The sequence below is a fragment of the Paenibacillus sp. AK002 genome (genome assembly GCF_053903045.1).
Genome location: NZ_CP096377.1, coordinates 882,990 through 904,538 on the forward strand (window position 1 = coordinate 882,990; position 21,549 = coordinate 904,538).

At 52.2% G+C, this 21,549-nt stretch carries 18 protein-coding genes; 13 read left to right on the forward strand and 5 right to left on the reverse strand.

The genetic code is table 11. The annotated features are described in order from the left end of the window. Nucleotides 1–17: 17 nt before the first annotated feature. Nucleotides 18–3,134, reverse strand: a complete 3,117-nt coding sequence (locus M1D70_RS03810) for a glycoside hydrolase family 2 TIM barrel-domain containing protein (protein WP_456289173.1) — start codon at nt 3,132–3,134, stop codon at nt 18–20. A 274-nt stretch (nt 3,135–3,408) separates the two neighbouring features. On the opposite strand from M1D70_RS03810, the gene M1D70_RS03815 reads away from it, so the two are divergent. The 8 genes from M1D70_RS03815 to M1D70_RS03850 all read left to right on the forward strand — a co-directional run bounded on the left by M1D70_RS03815 (nt 3,409) and on the right by M1D70_RS03850 (nt 11,795). After that, entirely contained in the window at nt 3,409–4,002 is a 594-nt protein-coding gene (locus tag M1D70_RS03815; RefSeq protein ID WP_012818942.1) for a TetR/AcrR family transcriptional regulator, read from the forward strand. A 31-nt stretch (nt 4,003–4,033) separates the two neighbouring features. Continuing rightward, on the forward strand, nt 4,034–4,813 hold the full coding sequence (locus M1D70_RS03820) for an alpha/beta fold hydrolase (protein WP_456289174.1): 780 nt from the start codon (nt 4,034–4,036) through the stop codon (nt 4,811–4,813). A gap of 98 nt (nt 4,814–4,911) precedes the next feature. Continuing rightward, nucleotides 4,912–6,114: an acyl-CoA dehydrogenase family protein gene (locus tag M1D70_RS03825; RefSeq protein WP_456289175.1), complete on the forward strand. Its 1,203-nt coding sequence runs from the start codon at nt 4,912–4,914 to the stop codon at nt 6,112–6,114. A 280-nt stretch (nt 6,115–6,394) separates the two neighbouring features. Next, the gene (locus tag M1D70_RS03830) at nt 6,395–7,063 is read left to right on the forward strand and encodes a hypothetical protein (RefSeq protein WP_009590771.1); all 669 of its coding nucleotides are present in this window, start codon (nt 6,395–6,397) and stop codon (nt 7,061–7,063) included. 269 nt (nt 7,064–7,332) lie between these two features. Next, nucleotides 7,333–8,106, forward strand: coding sequence for a hypothetical protein (locus M1D70_RS03835; RefSeq protein WP_456289176.1), 774 nt, complete (start codon nt 7,333–7,335; stop codon nt 8,104–8,106). 163 nt (nt 8,107–8,269) lie between these two features. After that, nucleotides 8,270–9,043, forward strand: coding sequence for a MerR family transcriptional regulator (locus M1D70_RS03840; protein WP_456289177.1), 774 nt, complete (start codon nt 8,270–8,272; stop codon nt 9,041–9,043). A 229-nt stretch (nt 9,044–9,272) separates the two neighbouring features. Further along, nucleotides 9,273–10,706, forward strand: a complete 1,434-nt coding sequence (locus tag M1D70_RS03845; RefSeq protein WP_456289178.1) for an alanine/glycine:cation symporter family protein — start codon at nt 9,273–9,275, stop codon at nt 10,704–10,706. 114 nt (nt 10,707–10,820) lie between these two features. Beyond that, entirely contained in the window at nt 10,821–11,795 is a 975-nt protein-coding gene (locus M1D70_RS03850; RefSeq protein ID WP_456289179.1) for an anti sigma factor C-terminal domain-containing protein, read from the forward strand. 217 nt (nt 11,796–12,012) lie between these two features. Here the strand turns inward: M1D70_RS03850 and M1D70_RS03855 are convergent, their stop codons facing one another. The 3 genes from M1D70_RS03855 to M1D70_RS03865 form a co-directional block, all read right to left on the reverse strand. Next, nucleotides 12,013–12,528 carry a DinB family protein gene (locus M1D70_RS03855; RefSeq protein WP_036671581.1) on the reverse strand — a complete coding sequence of 172 codons (516 nt, stop codon included), beginning with the start codon at nt 12,526–12,528 and terminating at the stop codon, nt 12,013–12,015. An 80-nt stretch (nt 12,529–12,608) separates the two neighbouring features. Beyond that, a complete protein-coding gene (locus tag M1D70_RS03860; RefSeq protein WP_009590765.1) occupies nt 12,609–13,214 on the reverse strand; it encodes a class I SAM-dependent methyltransferase in 606 nt (201 codons plus the stop codon). Continuing rightward, nucleotides 13,207–14,622: an NAD-dependent malic enzyme gene (locus M1D70_RS03865; protein ID WP_009590761.1), complete on the reverse strand. Its 1,416-nt coding sequence runs from the start codon at nt 14,620–14,622 to the stop codon at nt 13,207–13,209. The genes M1D70_RS03860 and M1D70_RS03865 overlap by 8 nt, the downstream gene beginning before the upstream one ends. A 205-nt stretch (nt 14,623–14,827) precedes the next feature. On the opposite strand from M1D70_RS03865, the gene M1D70_RS03870 reads away from it, so the two are divergent. Together M1D70_RS03870 and M1D70_RS03875 are read left to right on the forward strand one after the other, a co-directional pair. Beyond that, on the forward strand, nt 14,828–15,127 hold the full coding sequence (locus M1D70_RS03870) for a hypothetical protein (RefSeq protein ID WP_433938356.1): 300 nt from the start codon (nt 14,828–14,830) through the stop codon (nt 15,125–15,127). Between the two features lie 375 nt (nt 15,128–15,502). Next, entirely contained in the window at nt 15,503–16,540 is a 1,038-nt protein-coding gene (locus M1D70_RS03875; protein WP_009590744.1) for a lytic polysaccharide monooxygenase, read from the forward strand. Nucleotides 16,541–17,605: 1,065 nt separating this feature from the next. On the opposite strand, the gene M1D70_RS03880 is transcribed toward M1D70_RS03875, so the two are convergent. Then, a complete protein-coding gene (locus tag M1D70_RS03880) occupies nt 17,606–18,367 on the reverse strand; it encodes a DeoR/GlpR family DNA-binding transcription regulator (RefSeq protein WP_090912648.1) in 762 nt (253 codons plus the stop codon). A gap of 360 nt (nt 18,368–18,727) precedes the next feature. Here M1D70_RS03880 and M1D70_RS03885 point away from each other — a divergent pair, with 360 nt between their 5' ends. Genes M1D70_RS03885 through M1D70_RS03895 form a run of 3 tightly spaced genes read left to right on the forward strand, consistent with a single transcriptional unit; the run spans nt 18,728 to nt 21,526 of the window. Continuing rightward, nucleotides 18,728–19,783, forward strand: coding sequence for an ABC transporter ATP-binding protein (locus M1D70_RS03885; RefSeq protein WP_009590770.1), 1,056 nt, complete (start codon nt 18,728–18,730; stop codon nt 19,781–19,783). Beyond that, the gene (locus M1D70_RS03890; RefSeq protein ID WP_456289180.1) at nt 19,776–20,654 is read left to right on the forward strand and encodes a carbohydrate ABC transporter permease; all 879 of its coding nucleotides are present in this window, start codon (nt 19,776–19,778) and stop codon (nt 20,652–20,654) included. The genes M1D70_RS03885 and M1D70_RS03890 overlap by 8 nt, the downstream gene beginning before the upstream one ends. 38 nt (nt 20,655–20,692) lie before the next feature. Next, the gene (locus M1D70_RS03895) at nt 20,693–21,526 is read left to right on the forward strand and encodes a carbohydrate ABC transporter permease (protein WP_009590747.1); all 834 of its coding nucleotides are present in this window, start codon (nt 20,693–20,695) and stop codon (nt 21,524–21,526) included. The last annotated feature ends 23 nt before the right edge of the window (nt 21,527–21,549 follow it).

Sequence of the window (21,549 nt, forward strand, 5' to 3'; positions counted from 1 at the left end):
TCGAGTAGGTCAGCATGCTACCGTGCTGCCCCCATCGTAAAGCCGAAGCTGTACGTGCGGTTGGAAGGCAGCGTGAATTCTTCATGGATCGGCGCTCCCCAGCTGTCGTCGCCGCCGACGCCCATTTGCTTGTAGTTGATGCGCAGGACGGTTTTATCGCTTGGCGGCAGCTTGTACGCATGGTCGCTGCCCTCCAGTTCCTCCGGCGTCCACGGCAGTGCGCATACCTCCATGAGGGAGGAACTCTCGAATTTCAGTCCGTCCCCGCCATTCTCCCCGGTTAGCAGTGCGAAGCGCACATCCGTTTTATTCCCGCACTCTTGAGGCCTTAGATAAGGGACGAACTGTTCAGCGACCTTGCCCTCGTATCGGCCGATTTTGGCTCCTGTTTTCCGGTCCCAATAATTATCATGTGGTCCCCGCCCATACCAGCTGATCGTATCGAGTCCTTCATCCAGCAAGAACAGCATGCCGACTTCCGGAATGTCGGGCAGACCGGCGCCAGGGATCAAGGTTTCAAGCACGCGGACGGTACCGTCCGGATAGATTCGATATTCCAGCGTCAGGCTGGATACGGGATGGGTCTCGATCCGATAGTGGCTGGAGACCACGACGGCAGGGCCTTCCGCATGCCAGCGCAAAGACAGCAGCTTTCGCCGATCATGGGCCGTTCTCCACACGCCGCTGCGTTCAGGGAGCCGGTTGCCCAGATCGTTGTCGGTGACGGCCCGCCAGAAATTCGGTCTTGCCGGCGCCAGCAGGCATTCCCTGCCGGACAGTGCGTAGGATGTTAGATCCCCGGTGCCAAGGCGGAAACGCAACGAGACGGCAGAACCCCTGATGATAAGCTCTTCATCCGACTCGGCAGCTTCCAGTGCTTGCACGTTTGCAAGAGCGTCCGTTTCGGGCTGCTCGGCAATATGCGGCGTAAGCACAAACTGCTCCCAAGCCTCCTCATGTCCCGCAGGCGCCCACTTGGTGCTCTCCTTCCGAACGAGGGAGACGGTGAGAATCGCTTCTTTTCCTTCGTCATCCAGAGGGGAGTACGGAACATGGATTTCCGTTTGATCACCAGGCTGAAGCGAGAGCTCGAGCGTGCCGGATTGGCTGACTTTGCCGCTTAGCGTTACGTCCCATTGTACAAGATACGGATCGAGGCTGGTAAACAAGAAGCGGTTGCTGACCCGAATCCGGCTTGCGGCAGGATCCAGGCTTTCGAACTTGACGTTCTGGTAGCATTTTTTCACTTCGTCCAGCTTAGGGGTTTTGGTTCGGTCCGCGAAGATCAGGCCGTTCCCGCTGAAGTTGCCGTCATGCGGCGTTTCGTTGAAGTCCCCGCCGTACGCCAAATAGGGTATACCGTCCGCCGTTTGGGTGCGGATCGCCTGGTCGATCCAATCCCATATAAAAGCCCCCTGCAAAATGTCGTACTTCTCAAACAGCTCCCAATACAGGTGAAGCCCGCCGCAGGAATTGCCCATCGCGTGACTGTACTCGCAAATGATATAAGGCTTGTCCGGATTGCTGTTGGCATACTTCTCCACATCCTGCGGCCTTGCATACATGGTGGATTCCATGTCGCTGGCCGCTTCGGACGCCCTGTAATGGAAGATTCCCTCGTAATGAACCAGCCGCGACGGGTCGGCCTCCTTCAGAAAATCGTGCATCGCAATGAAGTTGTCGCCCCCGAACGATTCGTTGCCAAGCGACCAGATGATGACGGAGGGGTGATTCTTGTCGCGTTGGAACATCGAATTGCAGCGGTCCAATACGTTGTCGCGCCACTCCAGCTTGCTGCCGGGCACCGTTTCTTCCAGCTCCTGCTGCCCATACCTCCAGGTCCCGTGCGTCTCCAAATTCGTTTCATCAATAACGTATAACCCATATTCATCGCAGAGGTCATACCATACGGATTGATTCGGGTAATGGGAAGTCCGTACCGCATTAATGTTATGCGTCTTCATCAGCTCAATATCGGTGATCATGTCTTCACGGCTGAGAGCCCGTCCGGTATCCGGGGAGAATTCATGCCGGTTTACGCCTTTGAACAGAATGCGCTGACCGTTGATTCGCATCAGCCCGTCCTTCAGCTCGAAGCGGCGGAATCCCGTGCGGCAGCTTACGGCTCCGCGGCAAGCTCCGTCCGTATTCTTCAATGCCAGGACAACGGTGTATAAATAAGGCGATTCCGCGCTCCATTTCTCGGGTTCGGGGACGTTCATGCTCAGGGTAAAGCTGCCCTCGTCAATGATGTAATCCGCAATGGTGAGTGTTTGTTTTTGGACCAACTGCCGGTCCTGATCGTAGAGAAGCGCCTCCAGCATGAGCGTGTCCTTGTCGATGGTCTCGTTATAATAATTGGTGACAGCTGCATCGATCTGCAGCTCGGCATGCCGGTACTCGTCGTCAAGAACCGGGCGCACGAAGAAATCGGAGATATGCACGGCAGGGACCGAATACAGGTAGACCTCGCGGAAGATTCCGCTAAGCCTCCAAAAATCCTGATCCTCAAGCCAGCTCGCGTCGCACCATCGGTATACTTCAACGGCCAATTTGTTCTTGCCTTCAACCAGATAGGGGGTAATGTCGAACTCGGCCGGCGTAAACGTATCCTCGCTATACCCGACCATCTCGCCGTTCACCCATACATAGAAAGCGGATTCAACGCCTTGGAAGCTAATATAAACGGGCTGTTCCTTCCAAACGTCAGGTACCGTGAATTCACGGATGTAGGAGCCCACGGGATTGTATCGGGTCGGTGCGAAGGGAGCTTTCAATTCGGGTTCCGATTCGGCCCAGGGGTATCTTACATTCGTATATTGCGGATAGTCATAGCCTTGAAGCTGCCAATGGGAAGGGACGGGAAGATCGGCCCAGCTCCCGGAATCGTAATCGGCCTCGTAGAAATTTTGAATGCGCTCTTCAGGCGTTTTGGCGAAAGCGAATTTCCAGGTCCCGTTCAAGGACTGATACCAGGGGGACATGGCGTAGTTAAGGCTCAGCGCCTCGGACTCCGTCGGGAAATTCATCATGTAAGCATGGGCCTTGTGCCGGTTCAACTGAAAAATATTCGGATTATTATTCCATTCGGGATAACCGTTTGCAGGTGCCTGGTAAATGAATTTGGTACGCAATGTGCTCAGCTCCTCCTAGATTATGGTTTCCTTCTACTGACAGTATAGAGGTTAATTCCGCCCAAGAGTATAAGGAAGTTGCGCTATTTCTATCAAACGATCAACAAAATAGCGAAATTTCGATCATTGGATGGTCCATTGAATATCTTGCTGCCAGGGAAGCCGCCAGTTATGTCCAGCGCCATCAACATGACCAATATTACATTTACATGGAATAACGTTTATGAAATAATGGTTAGTAAATGATCATTCACTAACGATGGGAGGAACGCGCATGGTAAGACCTCGCGAATTTCAAGACGAGGTGATCTTCCACGGTGTCTACCGGGCACTATGCAAAAAAGGGTACGGCCAGTTAGCCTTAACCGACATCACGCATGAAATGAACATCTCGCCGGCAGCCTTAATGAAGCGATTCGGCTCGAAGAAGAATCTGCTCCTGGCCTACAGCGATTATGTCATTCAATTAACCAAGCAAGCTTTCCATGATGCGAGTTTGTCCGGCCAATCCCAAATCGAGGCGCTTAAGACGGTGTTCAGGGACGCCGTCTCGCATATGAAGGATCCTGTGGAATTGGCCAACCACACCTCCTTCTATCTAGAAGGGACGAATGATCCGGATTTGTTGGAGAAGACCCGGTACCGGCTGCAGCTCATCGATGAGTTTACCCGAAAGATGCTGGATCAGGCGATCACGAACAACGAGATCGTACCATGTGACGTGGCACGGGTCAGCCGGGTGCTGCAAGCCGCGATCAGCGGCGCCATGCTGATCTGGATCAAAGAGTCTGACCGAAGCTTGGACGAACTGTTTGACGAGTGCTTTCAGGTCATATTCGCCTCGCTCGTTCAAGGCGGTACCGAATAATGCCCATTTTATTATGGAGAGGTGGAGGGCTATGCCGGTTTACAAAGGAAGGGAAGTCGATTTGTATTATGAAGTGAAGGGAGAAGGGAAGCCGTTGGTGTTTACGCACGGAGCTTCCTGGAACCATAAACAGTGGCGGCCTCAAGTCGATGCCTTCTCCCGTCGGTATCAAACCGTGGTGTGGGATATCCGGGGGCATGGCTCCTCTTCCTTGCCGCACGGCAAGGTGGATTCGGAGGATTTCAGCAGGGATTTGGCGGATTTGCTAGGCGAACTCGGCATTGAACAAGCGACGCTTTGCGGGCTGTCCCTGGGCGGTCATATTTCGCTGCAGACTGCCGTTCGCTATCCGGAGAAGGTTGCGGCCCTGGTACTGATCGGCACGCCGTTCACGAATGCGTTTAATTGGTTCGAGCGCATGTTCGTGCCGGTAAACCGCTTAACAAGTTATCTGATGCCGATGTCCTTATCCGGAAAAATACAAGGCAGGATGCTATCCAAATTTAATAAGAGCAATCAAGCCTATATTGAGCAGGCTTTTGGCTCCATTGCTCATTCCGATTGGATTCGGATATGGGATGCGGTTACCCGAATGGACAGCACGCATGATCTGCACAAAATCCAGTGCCCGGTATTGCTGCTTCAAGGCGAAAGCGACACGATGATCGGAAGGCAGCAGGCATATATGCAGGAACACATCGCGACCGCTCAATTGAAAATGATCCGGAACGCTCATCACGCAACGAATTTGGATAACCCCGACGATGTGAACGAGGCGATCGCTTCATTTCTGTCAGAACAAGGAATCTAACGGTATCTGAGCCCTTTCATTGACACCCCAAAACAGGGTTGCTACAATTTCAAGTATATATCCATCGGAATACAAGGGTTATCAAGGAGGGGACGAACTTGAATCGATTCGGTTCCACAGATCCATTCATACGTAATGAACGCGAAGCGATGATCGCAACCCGGGCCGACAAGCTTGGAGCGATATTCGCGGAAAGAGCACCTCAGCACGATCTGGAGGGATCGTTTCCGTTCGAGAATTTTGATGATTTGAAGGAGTCCGGTTATCTAAAGCTGACCGTTCCGGCAGCCTTTGGAGGAGAAGAAGCCTCCGTATACGAAATGGTGCTTGCCCAGGAACGGCTCGCCCGAGGAGACGGGTCTACGGCGCTGGCCGTAGGCTGGCATATCGGGCAGATACTGCAGCTGCGCCTTTCCGGGGCTTGGCCGGAGCCGTTATTTGAGAGATTGTGCAGAGACGTTGTAGCAGAAGGCACGGTCATTAATGAACTGGCGAGCGAGCCTGCGACGGGGAGCCCCAGCCGGGGCGGAAGGCCGGAGACGACGGCACGGCGGGTGTCGGGCGGCTGGCACATCACCGGACGCAAAACCTTCAGCACGTTAAGCCCGATCTTGAAGCAATTCGTGGTTACGGCCGGAATCGAGCATAGCGAGAAGGTCGGCGCGTTCCTCGTTCGCAGCGGGCCAGGGGTCAAGGTTGAAGAGACCTGGAATACGATGGGCATGCGGGCAACGGGAAGCCATGACGTGATTCTGGAGGACGTATTCGTGCCGGACACGGAAGTCATTCGGGGACCCGATTATGAGAAGCCTGAGTTTCAAGTGCCTACGGAAGGCATTCTGCTTCATATCCCGGCATGTTATATGGGGATTGCTTATGCCGCGCGGAATTTTGCCATCGATTTTGCCCGTCATCATCAACCGAACTCCTTGACGGTGCCCATTGCCGAATTGCCGAACGTCCAAAGGCAGATCGCCCAAATCGAAGCGGACCTGCTGACGGCCCGCAGCTATCTGTACCAAACCGCCGACCGCTGGGACAAGGAAGCGGAGAACCGCGCCGCGCTCAAACCCGAGCTTGGGCTTGCCAAGTATGTCGTGACCAATGCGGCGGTCCGGATTGTCGATCAGGCCATGCGGATCGTAGGGGGATTGAGTCTCTCCCGGAAGCTCCCGTTGGAGCGTATGTACCGGGATGTCCGGGCAGGTCTTCATAATCCGCCGATGGATGATGTCGTGCTGACGAATTTGGCCAAACGGGCCCTTTCGGAAGCGGAGGTGAAGGAAAATCAGGAGCCTTGAACTGATCGGACGAGAGAATAGGCCACTTATTGAACAACGCAGGAAATAAGGATAGAAACCGTGGGAGAACTTGCTCCTACGGTTTTTTTGCGCTTCGCGCGCCGGACATTCCCTTTTGCGGCTCCATTACATAATCGCGGCATCTTCTGCAGCCTCTGCTTCATATACATACACTTAGGTTAGGATGGCGGGCTAACGGGTATAAAACCTATCAGTACGTACTATACGAGTCGATCGAAATCCGCTCATGAGGGATTAGGACGAAAGGAGATATGTAACCATGGATTCTGTGCTGTATTTGGGCTTGGCCGCTATATATGCCGTGCTGTTTCTGTATGGGTGCGTGCTGTTGAGGCGGGATGCGTCACCGGGGCTTCGGTACTTGCTGCTGATCGTAACGGCCGGATTGGTCTGGGATAACGGGGTGATCGGCATCGGGAAATACATGGGGGAAGGTGATCTGCTGGAGGGGCTTAACGTTGCGCGTTTCTGGGTGCATGCGTTGGCCACGCCGCTGCTTGTACTCGTGTCGTTCGACCTGATACGCAAGGCCGGAAGCCCTTGGGCCAGCAGACCGGCCGCCGCATGGGGGGCCTGGCTTTTCACCGCAGCGTTGATCGTGCTCGAGGTGGTGACGGAGACGCTGCCGCTCAAGCTCCAGTCATCCATGGAGTATGGAGCGCTGCGTTATGTTTCGTCCGAATCCGGGGGGCCGCCGCTGATGGTGATTCTGATCCTGATCCCGCTGCTGACGGCAGGCATTATCGTATGGCGGAGAAAAAAGACGCCGCTGCTGTTCATCGGCACGGTGCTGATGGCTGCCGGGAGCGCCATACCGATCCCGATCGAAAGCTCGGCTGCCACGAACGTATTCGAGCTGCTGCTCCTCTTGTCCCTGTGGCTAACGGTACGCAAGCTGGCCTCCGCCCGCACGTTGTCTTTTCGCTAGTACCTGCGGATACCGCGCTCGCCATCCAGCTGTGCGCGGTTTTTTGGCGTGTCCCGTCTTCTTTCGCTTGTTTAGCTTCCGCACCCATTTCCGACTAGGGTGTACTCCGCAGCTTCATGATGTACGTAAGCCGATTGGCATAGCGCCACATTCAGCAAACCTTCAGCTTAGCCTAAGCCTGGCATAACCTTCCCCTAAGATTGCTTTCAGATTCCGTCTCTATACTTCAAATAGCAAGACAAACCATGATCCTAGAAGGAGAGATGACGATGAATCCGATAAGCAAAAAAGTATTAGTAAGCAGCATGGCGGCAGCGATCGTGCTGGGGGGAGCCGGGTATCTTCAGAACAAAACCTTTGCCGCAGCGAGCACGGATACGGCAGCCTCGGCAGCTCAGGACGGTCAGACGGGAACGGACACAACGGCTTCGGATGCAGTGAAGAACCGGGAAGGGAAGTGGATGGGTCATAAGGCGGGCGGACCTCGGGGCGGCAGCATCGTGAAGGAAACGGCCGAAATCCTTGGGCTGACGGAGGCCGAAATCCGAAAGGCGCTTGAAGCGGGCAGCACGTTTGCCGAAATTGCCGAAGGCAAAGGAATGGCCAAATCCGCGTTCGTTCAGAAGCTGATTGAGCTGGAAACCGCCAACATCGATGAGCGTCTGAGTGAGGGCGGCATTACGGAAACCGAAGCAGCCGAGTGGAAAGAGGGTCTGAGCGACCGTCTTACCCAAATCGTAGAGAGCAGCGACGCCGGTTTTGGAAAAGGTCATGGCAAAGGAGGACGAGGGTTCGGCAAATTCGGTAATCCGGAAGAAATCGCGGCATTGCTCGGAGTGTCGGAGGACGAGCTGAAGGCTGGAATGGAAGAAGGACAATCGTTGGCCGAGATCGCAGCGGCGAAGGGAATGACGGAGGATCAACTGATTCAGAAGCTGAAAGATCAAATGACCGAGCCCTTGAAGCAATGGGTGAACGAGAAGCATACCGACGCTGATAAGTCGGCTGCGGCTGCGGGAGAAACGGATGAGGATACGGAATAACGATTGAATCGAGATTGGATTGCTGAAGAGACTGGATGGTATTCTATTAAGAATACATTCAGTTTCTTTTTTTATATATAAGAAATTCATCATTTTTTTCTCACGAAGTGTTGACCTTAACGTTACGTAAAGGTGTACATTGAGTTTGTCAGGAGGTGAAACCATGGAATACACGGTGCAGAAGCTTGGGAAGTTGGCGGGAATAAGCACGCGAACCCTCCGTTATTACGATGAGATCGGGATTCTGAAGCCGGCCAGAATCAACTCGTCGGGATATCGGATTTACGGGCAGGAGGAGGTTGACCAATTGCAGCAGATCTTGTTTTACCGGGAGCTTGGGCTGCAATTGGACGGTATCAAAGAGATTATGACCTCACCATCCTTCAATCGGACCAAGGCGCTCCAGGATCACCATGCGCAGCTCCTAGACAAGAGAAGGCAGCTGGATTTGCTGATTACCAATGTGGAGAACACGATAGCCTCCGCCGAAGGGAGAAAAACGATGAGTGACCAAGAGAAATTCGAAGGATTCAAGCAGAAGCTGATTGATGATAATGAGAAGAAATACGGCAAGGAAATTCGCGAGAAGTATGGCGACGAAACTGTAAATAAATCCAATGCCAAGCTGAAAAATATGACGCAAGCGCAGCATGATGAAGTAACGCGTCTGGCGGAGGAGCTGTACGAAACGCTGGCCGAAGCGTTTAAGCAGGGCGATCCTGCCGGCGAGCTCGCCCAGAAGGCGGCCGATCTTCACAAGCGTTGGCTCACCTATTATTGGAATGATTACAGCAAAGAAGCCCATGCCGGCCTTGCCCAGATGTATGTTGACGATGAGCGGTTTACCGCCCATTATGACGAGAAGCAGCCTGGAACCGCCAAGTTCCTCCGCGATGCGATTCTGATTTACACGGGCACGAATCCTGCATCATTGTAGGCAAGCTGAAGCAAGAAGCCTTACGGATAAGACCCTTTCCTGCGCTCACCCGCGAGGAGAGGGTCTTTTTTATAGGGGTTCCCTTGAAGGACCTTGATCTGTTCACCCTGCCTCCCTCTTCCACAATTAACCTCTTGTCTCCAAGGGGGAGTAATGGTTAGATGTAACATGGGCTATTTTTCACAAACCTACACCATGGGTGATGACATATATATAGTGAGGGTAGAGAATGGATCAGATTGTACAGCAGGTAGTTACTATCTTTAACGATTTTCTATGGTCTAAACTGCTTATCGTATTGCTGATAGCGTTTGGCCTGTATTTTACGGTGGGCACCAAGTTCCTGCAGTTTCGCCTGATCGGGGAGATGTTCCGGGTCATCCGCGAACCCAAGAGCAAAACGAAGGGCAGCATTTCTCCGTTTCAGGCGTTTGCCATCAGCATGGCGGCCCGCGTCGGGACGGGGAACATCACCGGCGTTGCCCTGGCTATCTCGCTTGGGGGGCCGGGGGCCGTATTTTGGATGTGGATCATCGCGATCATCGGATCGGCCTCCAGCTTTATCGAGAGCACGTTGGCGCAGATTTATAAGGTAAAGGATGGAGCGGGCGGATTCCGCGGAGGTCCCGCCTATTACATGCAGCAAGGATTAAAAAAGCGGTGGATGGGCGTGCTGTTTGCGATCCTGATCACTTTGTCCTTCGGCCTTGTGTTTAACGCGGTTCAATCCAACACGATTACGATAGCTTTCCAGAATTCCTTCGGCACGGATCGTTTAACCCTCGGAATCATCATGGCGGTTGTTTTTGCGGCCATCATCTTTGGGGGAGTGAAGCGAATTGCCAAAATGTCGGAGCTGATCGTCGTGATTCTGGCTGTGCTGTATGTCGGTGCCGCGCTGTTTATCGTATTGGCGAACATCACCAAGCTGCCGGATGTTTTTGCGCTAATCGTCAAAAGCGCGTTCGGGTATGAGCAGGTGGTCGGCGGATCGATCGGTGCCGCGCTCATGAACGGGATCAAAAGAGGCCTGTTCTCCAACGAAGCCGGCATGGGGAGCGCACCGAACGCAGCGGCGACCGCAACGACAAGCCATCCGGCGAAGCAGGGTCTGGTTCAGGCGCTGGGCGTCCTGATCGATACGCTGGTCATATGTACAAGCACGGCATTCATTATTCTGTTTACCGGCGCATACCAGCAGACCGGACTTGATGGAATCGCCCTGACGCAGGCTGCGCTGGCCATGGAGATGGGCGCGTGGGCATCCGACTTCCTGGCGGTCATGATTTTCCTGTTTGCGTTCAGTACCTTGATCGGTAACTATTACTACGGGGAAACCAACATCGAGTTTTTGAAGTCGAATCGGGTTTGGGTATGGATCTATCGGGTTTCCGTGCTGGCCATGGTCATCTTCGGCTCCGTAACCAGCGTAAAGCTGGTGTGGGATTTGGCCGACCTCTTCATGGGTTTGATGGTAATCGTGAATCTCATCGCCATCGCGCTGCTATCCCGAACGGCCTTCGCCGCGCTGAATGACTACTTGAAGCAGAAGCGGGCAGGCCTCGATCCGGTCTTCGCTAAAGACAGCATCAAGGGGCTTCAGGATGTGGAGTGCTGGGATGGACATGACAGCCCAACCACGAAAAGCGCCATAATCGAATAACGTGAACGGAATCGCTACGATAGCTGTGTTCTAGCTGCCGTAGCGATTTTTTATTTTACCGTAACCTTTGCGAAATCAAACCGTTGTCTAAGTGAGAAGGGGGAGAAGATACGAATGCTGCATGTTCATCGGATGACCTGGCGGACAAGGGCAACGCTGCTCTTTAATGCTTTATTAGCTGCGTTGGCCGTATTCCTTACTTATGTCATGTATTATATAGCCGTCCAAATTTATTATGAAAAAAATGGCCTGAACGATAAATTTATAAGGTCTGTCATGACGACGGTTGAATTGCATGAGAGTGGACTGATGGTAGATAAACGCGGCTTGTCTTCGGTAGAAGTGACGCCCTTCCTCACCCAGAAGAAAGCGCTGAAAGTGTATAAGGATGTGGGGGAATGGCAGTTGATTGTCGGAGAGCTTCACGCGAAGAAGAGGTTATGGGGAGAACTGACCTATTCCGTTGAAGAACAGGGGCCTTACCTGAACCGCGAAGAAAGGGACCCTTATGTTCTGCATTCTGCGCTTCTGGATGGTGGGAAGATTACAGACTCCTCTCATCCGAATGGTGCAATGAACCAGTTAGAGAAACTGGAGGACGGCAACGTAGCGGAATTATTCTTCTCGCTTCGAACGTTGAAGTCACCGGAGCAGGTTTTGGAGCACCTGTCGGACTATGATGTTCGAGCGACCAATATGGCTGTTTTTTCAGGTGAAATGAAGGCGTTTAAACTGGGTACTTATAGCTCTAGCGGCGCTGGTCACACGATTCCCCATCTTACATTGAGGCCCAGGATTATGTTTGACGACAACCATTTCCTTTCTGCATGGCATACTATTTTCTCGTTGGAGGCAGGAATATCGGACGACGTGTTGCAGCTGATCGCCGACGTTGACTGGATGACCAACAATATCAAATATAACGGCGTGGATGATGACAAACAACGGCTGGCCTACTTGAAGAAAAATGGAGTTCGAGTTTACGGAGCAGCCGTCACGGGACCTGTGCGGGAACTGGAGAAGCTGAAGGAGGAGTCGGAATTCTGGGGATTCCGTCTGGGCCGCATCGAGGTATGGAATTGGAGCTAAGCCAGCTGCGCTGCCAACCTTTTCATTTGTCCCCGAATTTCTTCCATGCTTTGAACCATTCCGAGAAATTTGGGGGCAACAGCGATGGGAGGAACGATTTGTACACGGAGCGTCTCCTAACAGAAAAAAGGGTTCCCGTCAGATCTAAGATCTTTTGGGGCCCCTTTTTGTTTAAGAATACGTAATACTAGACCATGCCGCTAAGCAGCTTCATCAATTACGTTAAATATTTATCCCGCAAAATATTCATATGATGAAGCTCATGCCCTGCAATGACATAGGCGGCCGCCCGGGCGGAGAGCGGGTAATTGTTGAACGTGCCCTGTCGCAGCAGCGCTTCCTCCGTCAAGCTTCCGACCAGCGTAATGGTGGACTGCCTGACGGCAGCGTAATCTTTAAGAGCCTCCCGCAGAGGAAGCTGGCCGAACGGGGAATTCTGAACAAAAATCTCCCGGTCGTACCCTGAAAATTCACGGGCATCCCCGCGCGCAATGTAGAGAATGCGGTAGCTCCATAAACGCTCTACATCGGCGATATGGCCGACCACCTGCTTGAGACTCCATTTTCCTTCCGCATAGCGGAAATTAGCTTGTTCTTCCGTCAGATCGCTCAGCGATCTTAACGTCTCGTCATGCTGCCGCTGCAAGATCTCGGCAATATGGCCTTCAGGGACAAGCGATACGTATTTTTCGCCGAGGGGCAAATATTCGTTAGCATTAGGCCTTGTGTTCATAACAAGTTCCTCCATATCCATGATTAAGAGCTCATGTTAAAATTATGCCGCCAGGTCCAAATGAATGTATGTATGAACGGTCAGGTTGCTTGGGCCCAGATCAGATGGATGATGCCGTTCCAATAGCGTTCCGTCTTGACGATGTTCAGTTCCGAGGCATTCACGATATCGATCATGTCCCGGTTATAATGACACCCGGATATCCGCCGTGCCGCGGGGTTGACGAGATGCTGCACGGCGCCGAGCAGCCGGTTCGTGCTCATGCCGTGCTCCAGCAAATAAATGCGGCCGCCGGGTTTCGCCCAGCGGTTGATGTTGTTCAATGCCTTTACGGGGTCTTCATAGCCGCATAGCGACAGGGTGGAAACCACGCAGTCGTAGGAACGTTCCGGCAGCTCCAGGGTCTCGATGTCCCGTTCCAGGAAAGTGGCCCGAATGCCAAGCTCGGATGCCATTTGGCGCGCCCGGGTTAACATCTCGGGACTAAAATCGACGGCCGTTACGTCCACCGTATCAGGATGATAGAAGGGGAAGTTGGCGCCGGCGCCGACAGCTACCTCGAGCACTTTGCCCTCAACCCCCTGAAGCAGTCGCTGTCTCCATTCTCCGAGTTTGCGCTGCCTGGTGTTCCTTTCATATATAGGAGCTTGTCTATTGAACTTTCGGATGAGGGAATTCTTATTCACGCGGAATTCTCCGGGCAACCCCTGTCTTGACCGCTGCTTTCACGACAAGCTCACGAATGGCCTTTACGACGTTCTGGTTGAACACGCTCGGAATGATATACGACGGGTTGCGTTCCTCGTCCGATACGGCGGATGCAATGGCTTCGGCTGCGGCCAGCTTCATTTCCTCATTAATCGTAGTTGCTCTGCAGTCCAGGGCTGCGCGGAAAATACCCGGGAAGCAGAGGACGTTATTGATTTGGTTCGGATAATCCGAACGTCCGGTCGCAATGACGCCCACAATATCTTCGACCTCTTCGGGTCTGATCTCCGGCGTAGGGTTGGCCATCGCGAATACGATCGGTTGATCAGCCATGGCTTGTACGTCTTCGCGGCGAAGCAGGCCGCCTGCGGAAAGGCCGATGAACACGTCGGCACCTTGGATCACTTGGCGCAGGGAACCTTCGACTTTGTTCGGGTTCGTATGCTCAGCATACCATTGCCACATACTATTACTGTATTCTCTTCCAGCAACCAGCGCACCTTCGCGGTCGACGCCGATGATGTCCTTAACGCCGGCCGACAGGAGGATTTTACTGCATGCCACCCCGGCAGCCCCGATTCCGCACACAACGACCCGAACGTTATCGATGGATTTTCCGACGATTTTCAGGGCGTTGATCAGCGCCGCGTACAGAACGACCGCCGTACCGTGCTGATCATCGTGGAATACGGGGATATCCAGCTCGTCGCGCAGTCTCTGTTCAATCTCGAAGCAGCGCGGAGAGGAAATGTCCTCCAGGTTAATGCCGCCAAATGCCGGCGCCATCGCTTTGATGCAGGCTATAATCTCTTCGGTGTCCTGGGTGTCAAGGCAAATCGGGAAGGAGTCTACGCCGGCCAGCTGTTTGAAGAGCATCGACTTCCCTTCCATGACCGGCATGGCCGCATAAGGGCCGATATTGCCCAAACCGAGCACGGCGCTTCCGTCTGAAATAACGGCCACCGTATTTCTTTTAATCGTGAGCGTGTAGGCTTTTTTCGGATCCTCCTGAATGGCCGAGCATACGCGGGCGACATCAGGCGTATAGACGCGAGACAGGTCATCGCGGTTTTGGATAGGGATTTTGGGCTGGGTTTCGATCTTGCCACCGAGATGCAGCAGGAAGGTGCGGTCGGAAACATTGACGAGCCGAACGCCTTTTAAATGTTTTACTGTATTTGTAATTTTTTCGATATCGACGCTGTCGGTGACCGTAATGGTAATATCGCGCACGGTAATGTGGCCGCTGGCTTGAATGACGTCGATGGCAACCATGTCTCCCCCGGCTTCAAATATGGCGGATGCAACTTCACCGAATTTGATCTCTTGAGTATTCATTTCTAGTCTGAGGATAATGCTCTTTCCTCCGAGTCCGTTGTTTTCCATTGTTACCTCCAAATGTTTGATCGATTTCGTCATTCTCAGTGTATGTAGTTATGCAAAATGTTAACGTTATCATAGTTCGCTGAGCAGTGGTCAATTTCCTGTTTCACCTTAAAGAAACCGTGATATATATAAGAAGAATTTATTGGAAAAGGGGATTCCAAGAAAGTATAATCGAAAGCATCTTATTGCGAAGGAGAGAGCCGCCATGAATGCCAGAATCGAGGAGCTTGAAAAACGTTTGACCACCCAGCATCATAAGGATCTGTTCCTTCAGATGAAACATACGCTGAAGGCCGTCGACGATTTGGCCGAACAGCACCGGGTTTACCAGGCCGTTCAGGCGCTTAGTGGCACACGCATCGTTGGAGCGGAGGAGAACGTGTATTTTGACACGTTGAATCAGGTCAAGGAACAGATTATCCATACCTTGGAGCTTACGATCGAGGATTTGGAGCACAAAGGGGATAAACATTACCGGAAGCATTTTAAGGACGGCGTAGAATAGGAGTTGTTCCGCGGTCTGAACGGATCGAACAGCATGGATGAAGGCATGATTCCCCCAGGGAGGCATGCTTTTTTTTGCGATTTTTTTCTGCAAGTTCCGTGTGTTTTTCATAACATTCCAGGTTACATATTTATCCAATTTCATTGAAATGTGTAACAAATCGTTGATTAGTGTTATGGGATACGACTTCCAGATGCTTTAAAATAATGATAGTACTGGTAAAGCTTGGACAATGATTGTGGAAGATTCCAAGTTCAGTCAAGTTATCAGTAAGTTAAGAGGGCAACTAGTCAAAGAAGGGGAGGTGGCCTGAGCAGCCGGAGGTTGTGTAAACGCTTTATTTATTATCTTTTATATTAAAGGAGGATTAATTGTATGACTTTAAGTTTGCCGAACAAAGCTTGGCTCAAGAATTTGATCATTGCTGGTTCCACGATGCTGTTGATGACCTTGTTCATGGTTTTATTTGCGGATAAAGCTTCTGCCCACGGATATGTCGATTCTCCAGGAAGCCGCGCCATTCTGTGTAAGCAGGGGCAAAACACCGATTGCGGCGCCATCGTGTATGAGCCGCAAAGCTTGGAAGCTCCTAAAGGTTGGCCGAACGCAGGTCCCGCTGATGGCAAAATCGCGAGTGCAGGCGGCGCGTTCCCTAAACTCGATGAGCAGTCCGCAACTCGCTGGAGCAAAGTAAGCATTTCCCCGGGAACCACGACGTTCCAATGGCATTTGACGGCCAACCATGCGACGGCAAGCTGGAAATACTACATTACGAAAGACGGCTGGGATCAAAACGCTCCGCTGAGCAGAGCTTCGTTCGATCTGACGCCTTTCTGCTCCATTAACTACGGCGGCGTAAAACCTCCGACAAACTATGCATCCACATGTAACGTTCCTGCCAAGTCCGGTTACCATGTCATTCTGGCTGTATGGGAAGTAGCTGACACGGCTAACGCTTTCTATAACGTCATCGATGTAGACTTCGGCGGTGGCGGCGGAACTCCGAACCCAGGCGTTCCGGCACCGACGGGACTTACTTCCCCATCCCAAACAAGCAGCAGCGTATCCTTGGCATGGGCAGCTTCCACCGGGGCTTCCAGTTATGAAATCTACCGTAACGGATCCCTTGTGGGTACATCGACTTCAACCTCTTATACCAACACGGGGTTAACCGCAGGAACGTCCTATACGTACACTGTGGTGGCCGTCAGCAGCTCAGGCAGTAAATCATCGGCATCGGCTCCGCTTACGGTTTCAACATCCGGAAGCTCCACGACCTATCCGGCATGGAGCGCAACAGCCGTTTATTTAGGCGGCAGCAAAGTCAGCCACAATGGCGTGAACTATGAAGCAAAATGGTGGACTCAAGGCGAAACACCTGGATCTGCCGAAGTTTGGAAGGTTATCCCTTAAATCGATCGTTTGACCGGATCCGGCGTCTAATGACTGCCGGATTTTTCTTTAGCTTTAGCCAGTTGAGTGCGTGAACCGCGCGAAACAAAGAACCATCCGATATGCGTATGGAGGGAATGAGAGAAGGGGGGGTGGATTCTTTCTTTTACTTCCATTAATAAGTGTAGAGTAGATAGCTTCTAATAAGCATAGAGGAGATAGTTTCTAATAAGCGTAGAGGGGATAGCTTCCGTCGGCTACGCATTGACCCTGGTGGCTCTTGGAATTACCTATAGAAATATTGTGGGTTCACGGTTCACTGACCGTCGATGTTCTTCATTCGATGATTTCATGACTTTCGTCAGCTTTAGCGGACCCTAGTTCCGTTATTCAAGATTATAACCCGATTTTTCAGAATGTACCGGACTCCAGATCCGCTATTATGAGAAATACAGGAGCAAATACCGATTAAAACAGCAAATAAGGTCCGCTGGGTTCGCTAAAGTTACTAAAAGGGTTATTTTCTATGTAATAAGGTATTCTGAGTCCGTTAGGAAGTCCTTATTCCTTATACCAAAGAACAAGTACATCGTGCGCACTGCTCCCTGTGCGCACGGTGCGTAGTCCGGGGCATGCTTGGATTGGCTGTCGACCATTGAATTTTGGACATATTGAATGACATGTCGATTGTGTTTATAGACGTTCCGTGAATCTCTGCTGTTTGCTCTATTGGTCTAAGCGGGGAATCGCGAAAAAAAGCGAGTATGGATGGGTAACATAGCAGTGGAATATAAATAAGCAAGCCGCTGGCGATCAGCAGCTTGAAAAAGGCACCCCCCGGGGTGCCTTTTGTGCTTTCTGCAAGAAGTATGTTCAGGCATGCCAGGTGCGCAAAGGTACGAAGGCATGCAAAGGTACGAAGATATGCAAATGTCCGCAAATACGAAGGCATGCAAAGGTCCGCGAAGATACGAAGGTATGCAAAGGCATGCCAAGGTCCACAAAGGTCCGCAAAGGTATGCAAAGGTATGCAAAGGTATGCAAAGGTATGCAAAGGTATGCAAAGGTAGGCAAAGTTTGCTAGTCTCAAACCCTGTAAACGGTGATGCCCCGTTCCTGAAAAGGCTTGACATCCGAGTCGGAAGCCTCGCTGCCGGTAACGAGAGTATGAATAGCGCTGTTGGGAGCGACCGTATGCAGGGACAGCTTGCCGATCTTGCTGTGGTCGGTGACTACGACAATCTCGCCGGCGGCCTGAATCATGTTCTGCTTGGCCGGGACGAGCAGCGCCTCCGGGTGCATGAGGCCATGCTGGGGATGCAGGGCAGGGGTGCCGATGAACGCTTTCTCGACATGCAGGGATTTCAGCACATGGTCGGTAAACATGCCGTTTAGCATGTAGCTCGAGGGGTACAGCTCCCCGCCGGTCAGGATGACTTTAATGCCCGGAGCATCGCGAAGCTCGACGGCAACGTTCATATCGTTGGTTATGACGGTAATATCCGAGCGGTGCACAAGATGCGTAGCAATATGAAGGGTGGTTGTCCCCGAATCGATGATGATATTTTCTCCGTCTTCCACGAGTGAAGCCGCGAGCTGGCCGATGCGTATTTTTTCGTCCCGATGAAAGTTGGTCCGTTCATTAAAGGATGGCTCGTTATGCGTCCATTGCTCCATGATGACCCCGCCATGCGTGCGCTTCAAAGCGCCTTCCTGCTCAATCTCCGCCAGATCGCGGCGAATGGTGGCCGTGTGGACGCCGAATTCGGATGCCAGGGCGGCAACCGTTGCCGTACGGTACTGCCTTACGTAATCAATGATCCTTTTCTTTCGTTCATGTGCCAGCAATCGATAATTTCTCCCTTCCTAATTGGACAATGAGCAGCAGCGTGCGTTTGTACATACAATGCGCACTTTTGCTTTTTTATGCTTATGGGCTCCATTTCTATCTAGTGTACTCCCGTTATGTTAATGCCATGTTAAATCCCTTGCTGCGAAGCGAATTTACACAATCCGTACGAAGGCCTAACACTCTCCTAATATTGCAGATCTACAATCGAATTAAATAAAAATGAACAAAAGTGATCATTACATGTGCATTTGATGCGTACTTATTATCAGGTGCATGTAAGGGATTTCATGTTATGGAATCGTTCATTTTTCGCTTGTCATGACAGCATCATTACACATTGGTGAGGGGGATCGCTCTTGGCATCCATTGAATTTGTGAAAGTGAGCAAGTCGTTTGATCGTCAAACCGTCATACAGGACTTGGATCTTACCATCGAGGACGGAAAATTCACCGTGCTGGTCGGCCCGTCAGGTTGCGGGAAAACAACGCTCCTAAGGATGATCGCGGGCATAGACCCTCAAACCTCCGGTTCCGTTCTGATCGACGGCAAGGATGTCACGCGCATTGCACCGGGGAAGCGCGGCGTGGCCATGGTGTTTCAGAACTACGCCATTTACCCGACGATGTCGGTCCGCGAGAATATCGAATTCGGCCTCGTGAACAATAAGGTTCCCAAAGCCGAGCGTAAGCGACTGGTGGAAACCATAGGGGCAACCGTGGGACTGAACGATTATTTAGACCGCAAGCCCTCCACCTTGTCCGGCGGGCAACGGCAGCGGGTGGCTTTAGCCCGGGCCATGGTTAAGGATCCGTCCGTCTTCCTGATGGATGAACCGTTGTCCAATCTGGACGCCAAGCTGAGGGTTCAGATGCGGATCGAGCTGATCGAGCTGCACAAGAAGCTCGGGACGACCTTTGTTTACGTGACCCATGACCAAATCGAGGCCATGTCGATGGCGGATACCATCGTGCTGATGAACAATGGGGTCATTCAGCAGGAGGCGCCGCCCGAGGTGGTGTACCGCAAGCCCAGCAATCTGTTTGCGGCCCAGTTCATCGGGGTTCCTCCCATGAACATTGCGCCGCTGGGGGACGATCGCGCGACGTTCGGGTTCCGTCCGGAAAGCGTTGTGATCGGCACGGAACCGGAATCGTTTCACTACACGGCCAAGGGCGAGGTCATCACGCGAGAAATGCTGGGCTCCGAGACGATTTATCAGGTGAAGACGACCGATGGTCATGCATTCATGGTGAAATGTCCGGATGACAGATACCATGTCGATCAGCAAGTCTGTCTCGGCGTGCCGGCCGACCAATTGTTTTTCTTCGGTCCGGATGAGAACCGGGTGGACGAGAAGGACAACCGCCACAGGGAGTTCATGGAGCGGCTGAGAGGGCTGGCCCATGGATAAGAGGAGGATCTGGGAAGGGATCAGGCCCTATGTGCTGATCGCGCCAGCCATGGCGGGTATCCTGCTGTTCGTGATGTATCCGGTAGGTTATTTGATTTACTTAAGCTTGTTCAAATACAACCTGATGAACAAAGACAAGAGCAAATTTGTCGGATTGGACAATTTCACGCAGATTCTCGGGCGCGGGGATTTCTACAAAGCACTCTGGAACACCTCCGTCTATACGGCCGGGGTCGTCATTTTGACCATGCTGCTGTCCCTGCTGATCGCCGTATGGCTGAACAAGAAAGGCCGTTTCAATTCGATCGTCCAGGCCGGGATTTTCACGCCGCACGTCGTATCCATCGTATCGATCTCGCTGGTCTGGCTGTGGCTGATGGAGCCGAATCAAGGACTGCTCAACTATCTGCTCAAGCTGGTTGGACTCCCGCCGTCGGCATGGCTTCAAAGCTCCAAGACCGCGTTGATATCGGTCATTATCGTGTCGGTCTGGCAGGCCATCGGCTATTACACCCTGATTATCGTGGCAGCCTTGCAGAGCATATCGCCGAGCATTTATGAAGCGGCCGCGCTGGATAATGCGAGCAGGTTCAAGGTGTTTTATAAAATCACACTGCCGATGATTTCGCCGCAGCTGTTTTTTATTCTCATCATCATGACGATCGGCTCCTTCAAGGTATTCGACACTGTTCAGGTGATGACAGGCGGAGGACCGAACAATGCAACGACAACGCTTGTGTATTACATATACGGATTCCGAACGACCAATATCGGTTATTCGGCCGCGACAGGCGTTGTGCTCATGGCCATTATCGGATTGCTCACGTTCATCTATTTCCGGCTGTTATCCAAGAAGGTCCACTATCAATAAGGCTATAAGGCTTTGGCCACGAAGAAAGGAGGCACGGTTTGAAGACCTTTGACTTAAAAATCGTATGGACGGCGCTGGGCTATTTGCTGAAGGCTGCAGTGCTCATGATTTTCATCTTTCCGTTCCTGTGGATGATCTCCACATCGCTCCAGACATTCCGGGAGACGATGACGTTTCCGCCGACGTGGATTCCGGCTTCGCCGCAGTGGGGGAATTTCGCGGAAGCGATGAATGCGGGGCCTTTCCTGACCTATTTCAGGAACTCGGTTGTCGTCACCGGCTCCATCATCGTACTGCAGTTCCTGATCATGATTCCGGCCGCGTATGCTTTTGCCAAGTATAAATTCCCGGGAAAAACGCTGCTGTTCGGGATGATCCTACTGGCCTTCATGATCCCGGGGCAGGTTACGTTCATCCCGGTTTATCTGATGATGGCGGATTGGGGATTGGTCAAAACCTTGCTCCCGCAGATTATTCCGTTCATTTCGAATGCCTTCGGCATCTTCCTGCTGCGGCAATACTTCATGCAGATTCCGGAGGAAATCATCGAAGCGGCCCGTCTGGATAACGCCAGCGAGTTCAAAATCATCCGGAAGATCATGATTCCCATGTCGAAGCCGGCACTTGCCACCATTGCGCTGTTCAGCTTCGTCAGTCACTGGAACGACTATTTCTGGCCGCTTGTCATGACCGATTCGGCAGCCGTCCGGCCGCTGACCTTGGGGATCGCCATGCTGCGGGAGACCGAGGGCATCAGCAACTGGCATATCATCATGGCTGGCAACGTGATTCTGGTAGTGCCCATCCTGCTTGTCTATTTGTTCTGTTCGAAGCACATCGTGAAGGCATTTGTTTATTCAGGCATTAAATAATTACAGGAAATGACAGGTTTCAG

Coding starts and splice junctions, on each gene's coding strand:
- M1D70_RS03815 (WP_012818942.1), top strand. CDS start 3,409: ATGGTAAGACCTCGCGAATTTCAAGACGAGGTGATCTTCCACGGTGTC.
- M1D70_RS03820 (WP_456289174.1), top strand. CDS start 4,034: ATGCCGGTTTACAAAGGAAGGGAAGTCGATTTGTATTATGAAGTGAAG.
- M1D70_RS03830 (WP_009590771.1), top strand. CDS start 6,395: ATGGATTCTGTGCTGTATTTGGGCTTGGCCGCTATATATGCCGTGCTG.
- M1D70_RS03835 (WP_456289176.1), top strand. CDS start 7,333: ATGAATCCGATAAGCAAAAAAGTATTAGTAAGCAGCATGGCGGCAGCG.
- M1D70_RS03840 (WP_456289177.1), top strand. CDS start 8,270: ATGGAATACACGGTGCAGAAGCTTGGGAAGTTGGCGGGAATAAGCACG.
- M1D70_RS03845 (WP_456289178.1), top strand. CDS start 9,273: ATGGATCAGATTGTACAGCAGGTAGTTACTATCTTTAACGATTTTCTA.
- M1D70_RS03850 (WP_456289179.1), top strand. CDS start 10,821: ATGCTGCATGTTCATCGGATGACCTGGCGGACAAGGGCAACGCTGCTC.
- M1D70_RS03855 (WP_036671581.1), bottom strand. CDS start 12,528: ATGAACACAAGGCCTAATGCTAACGAATATTTGCCCCTCGGCGAAAAA.
- M1D70_RS03865 (WP_009590761.1), bottom strand. CDS start 14,622: ATGGAAAACAACGGACTCGGAGGAAAGAGCATTATCCTCAGACTAGAA.
- M1D70_RS03870 (WP_433938356.1), top strand. CDS start 14,828: ATGAATGCCAGAATCGAGGAGCTTGAAAAACGTTTGACCACCCAGCAT.
- M1D70_RS03875 (WP_009590744.1), top strand. CDS start 15,503: ATGACTTTAAGTTTGCCGAACAAAGCTTGGCTCAAGAATTTGATCATT.
- M1D70_RS03890 (WP_456289180.1), top strand. CDS start 19,776: ATGGATAAGAGGAGGATCTGGGAAGGGATCAGGCCCTATGTGCTGATC.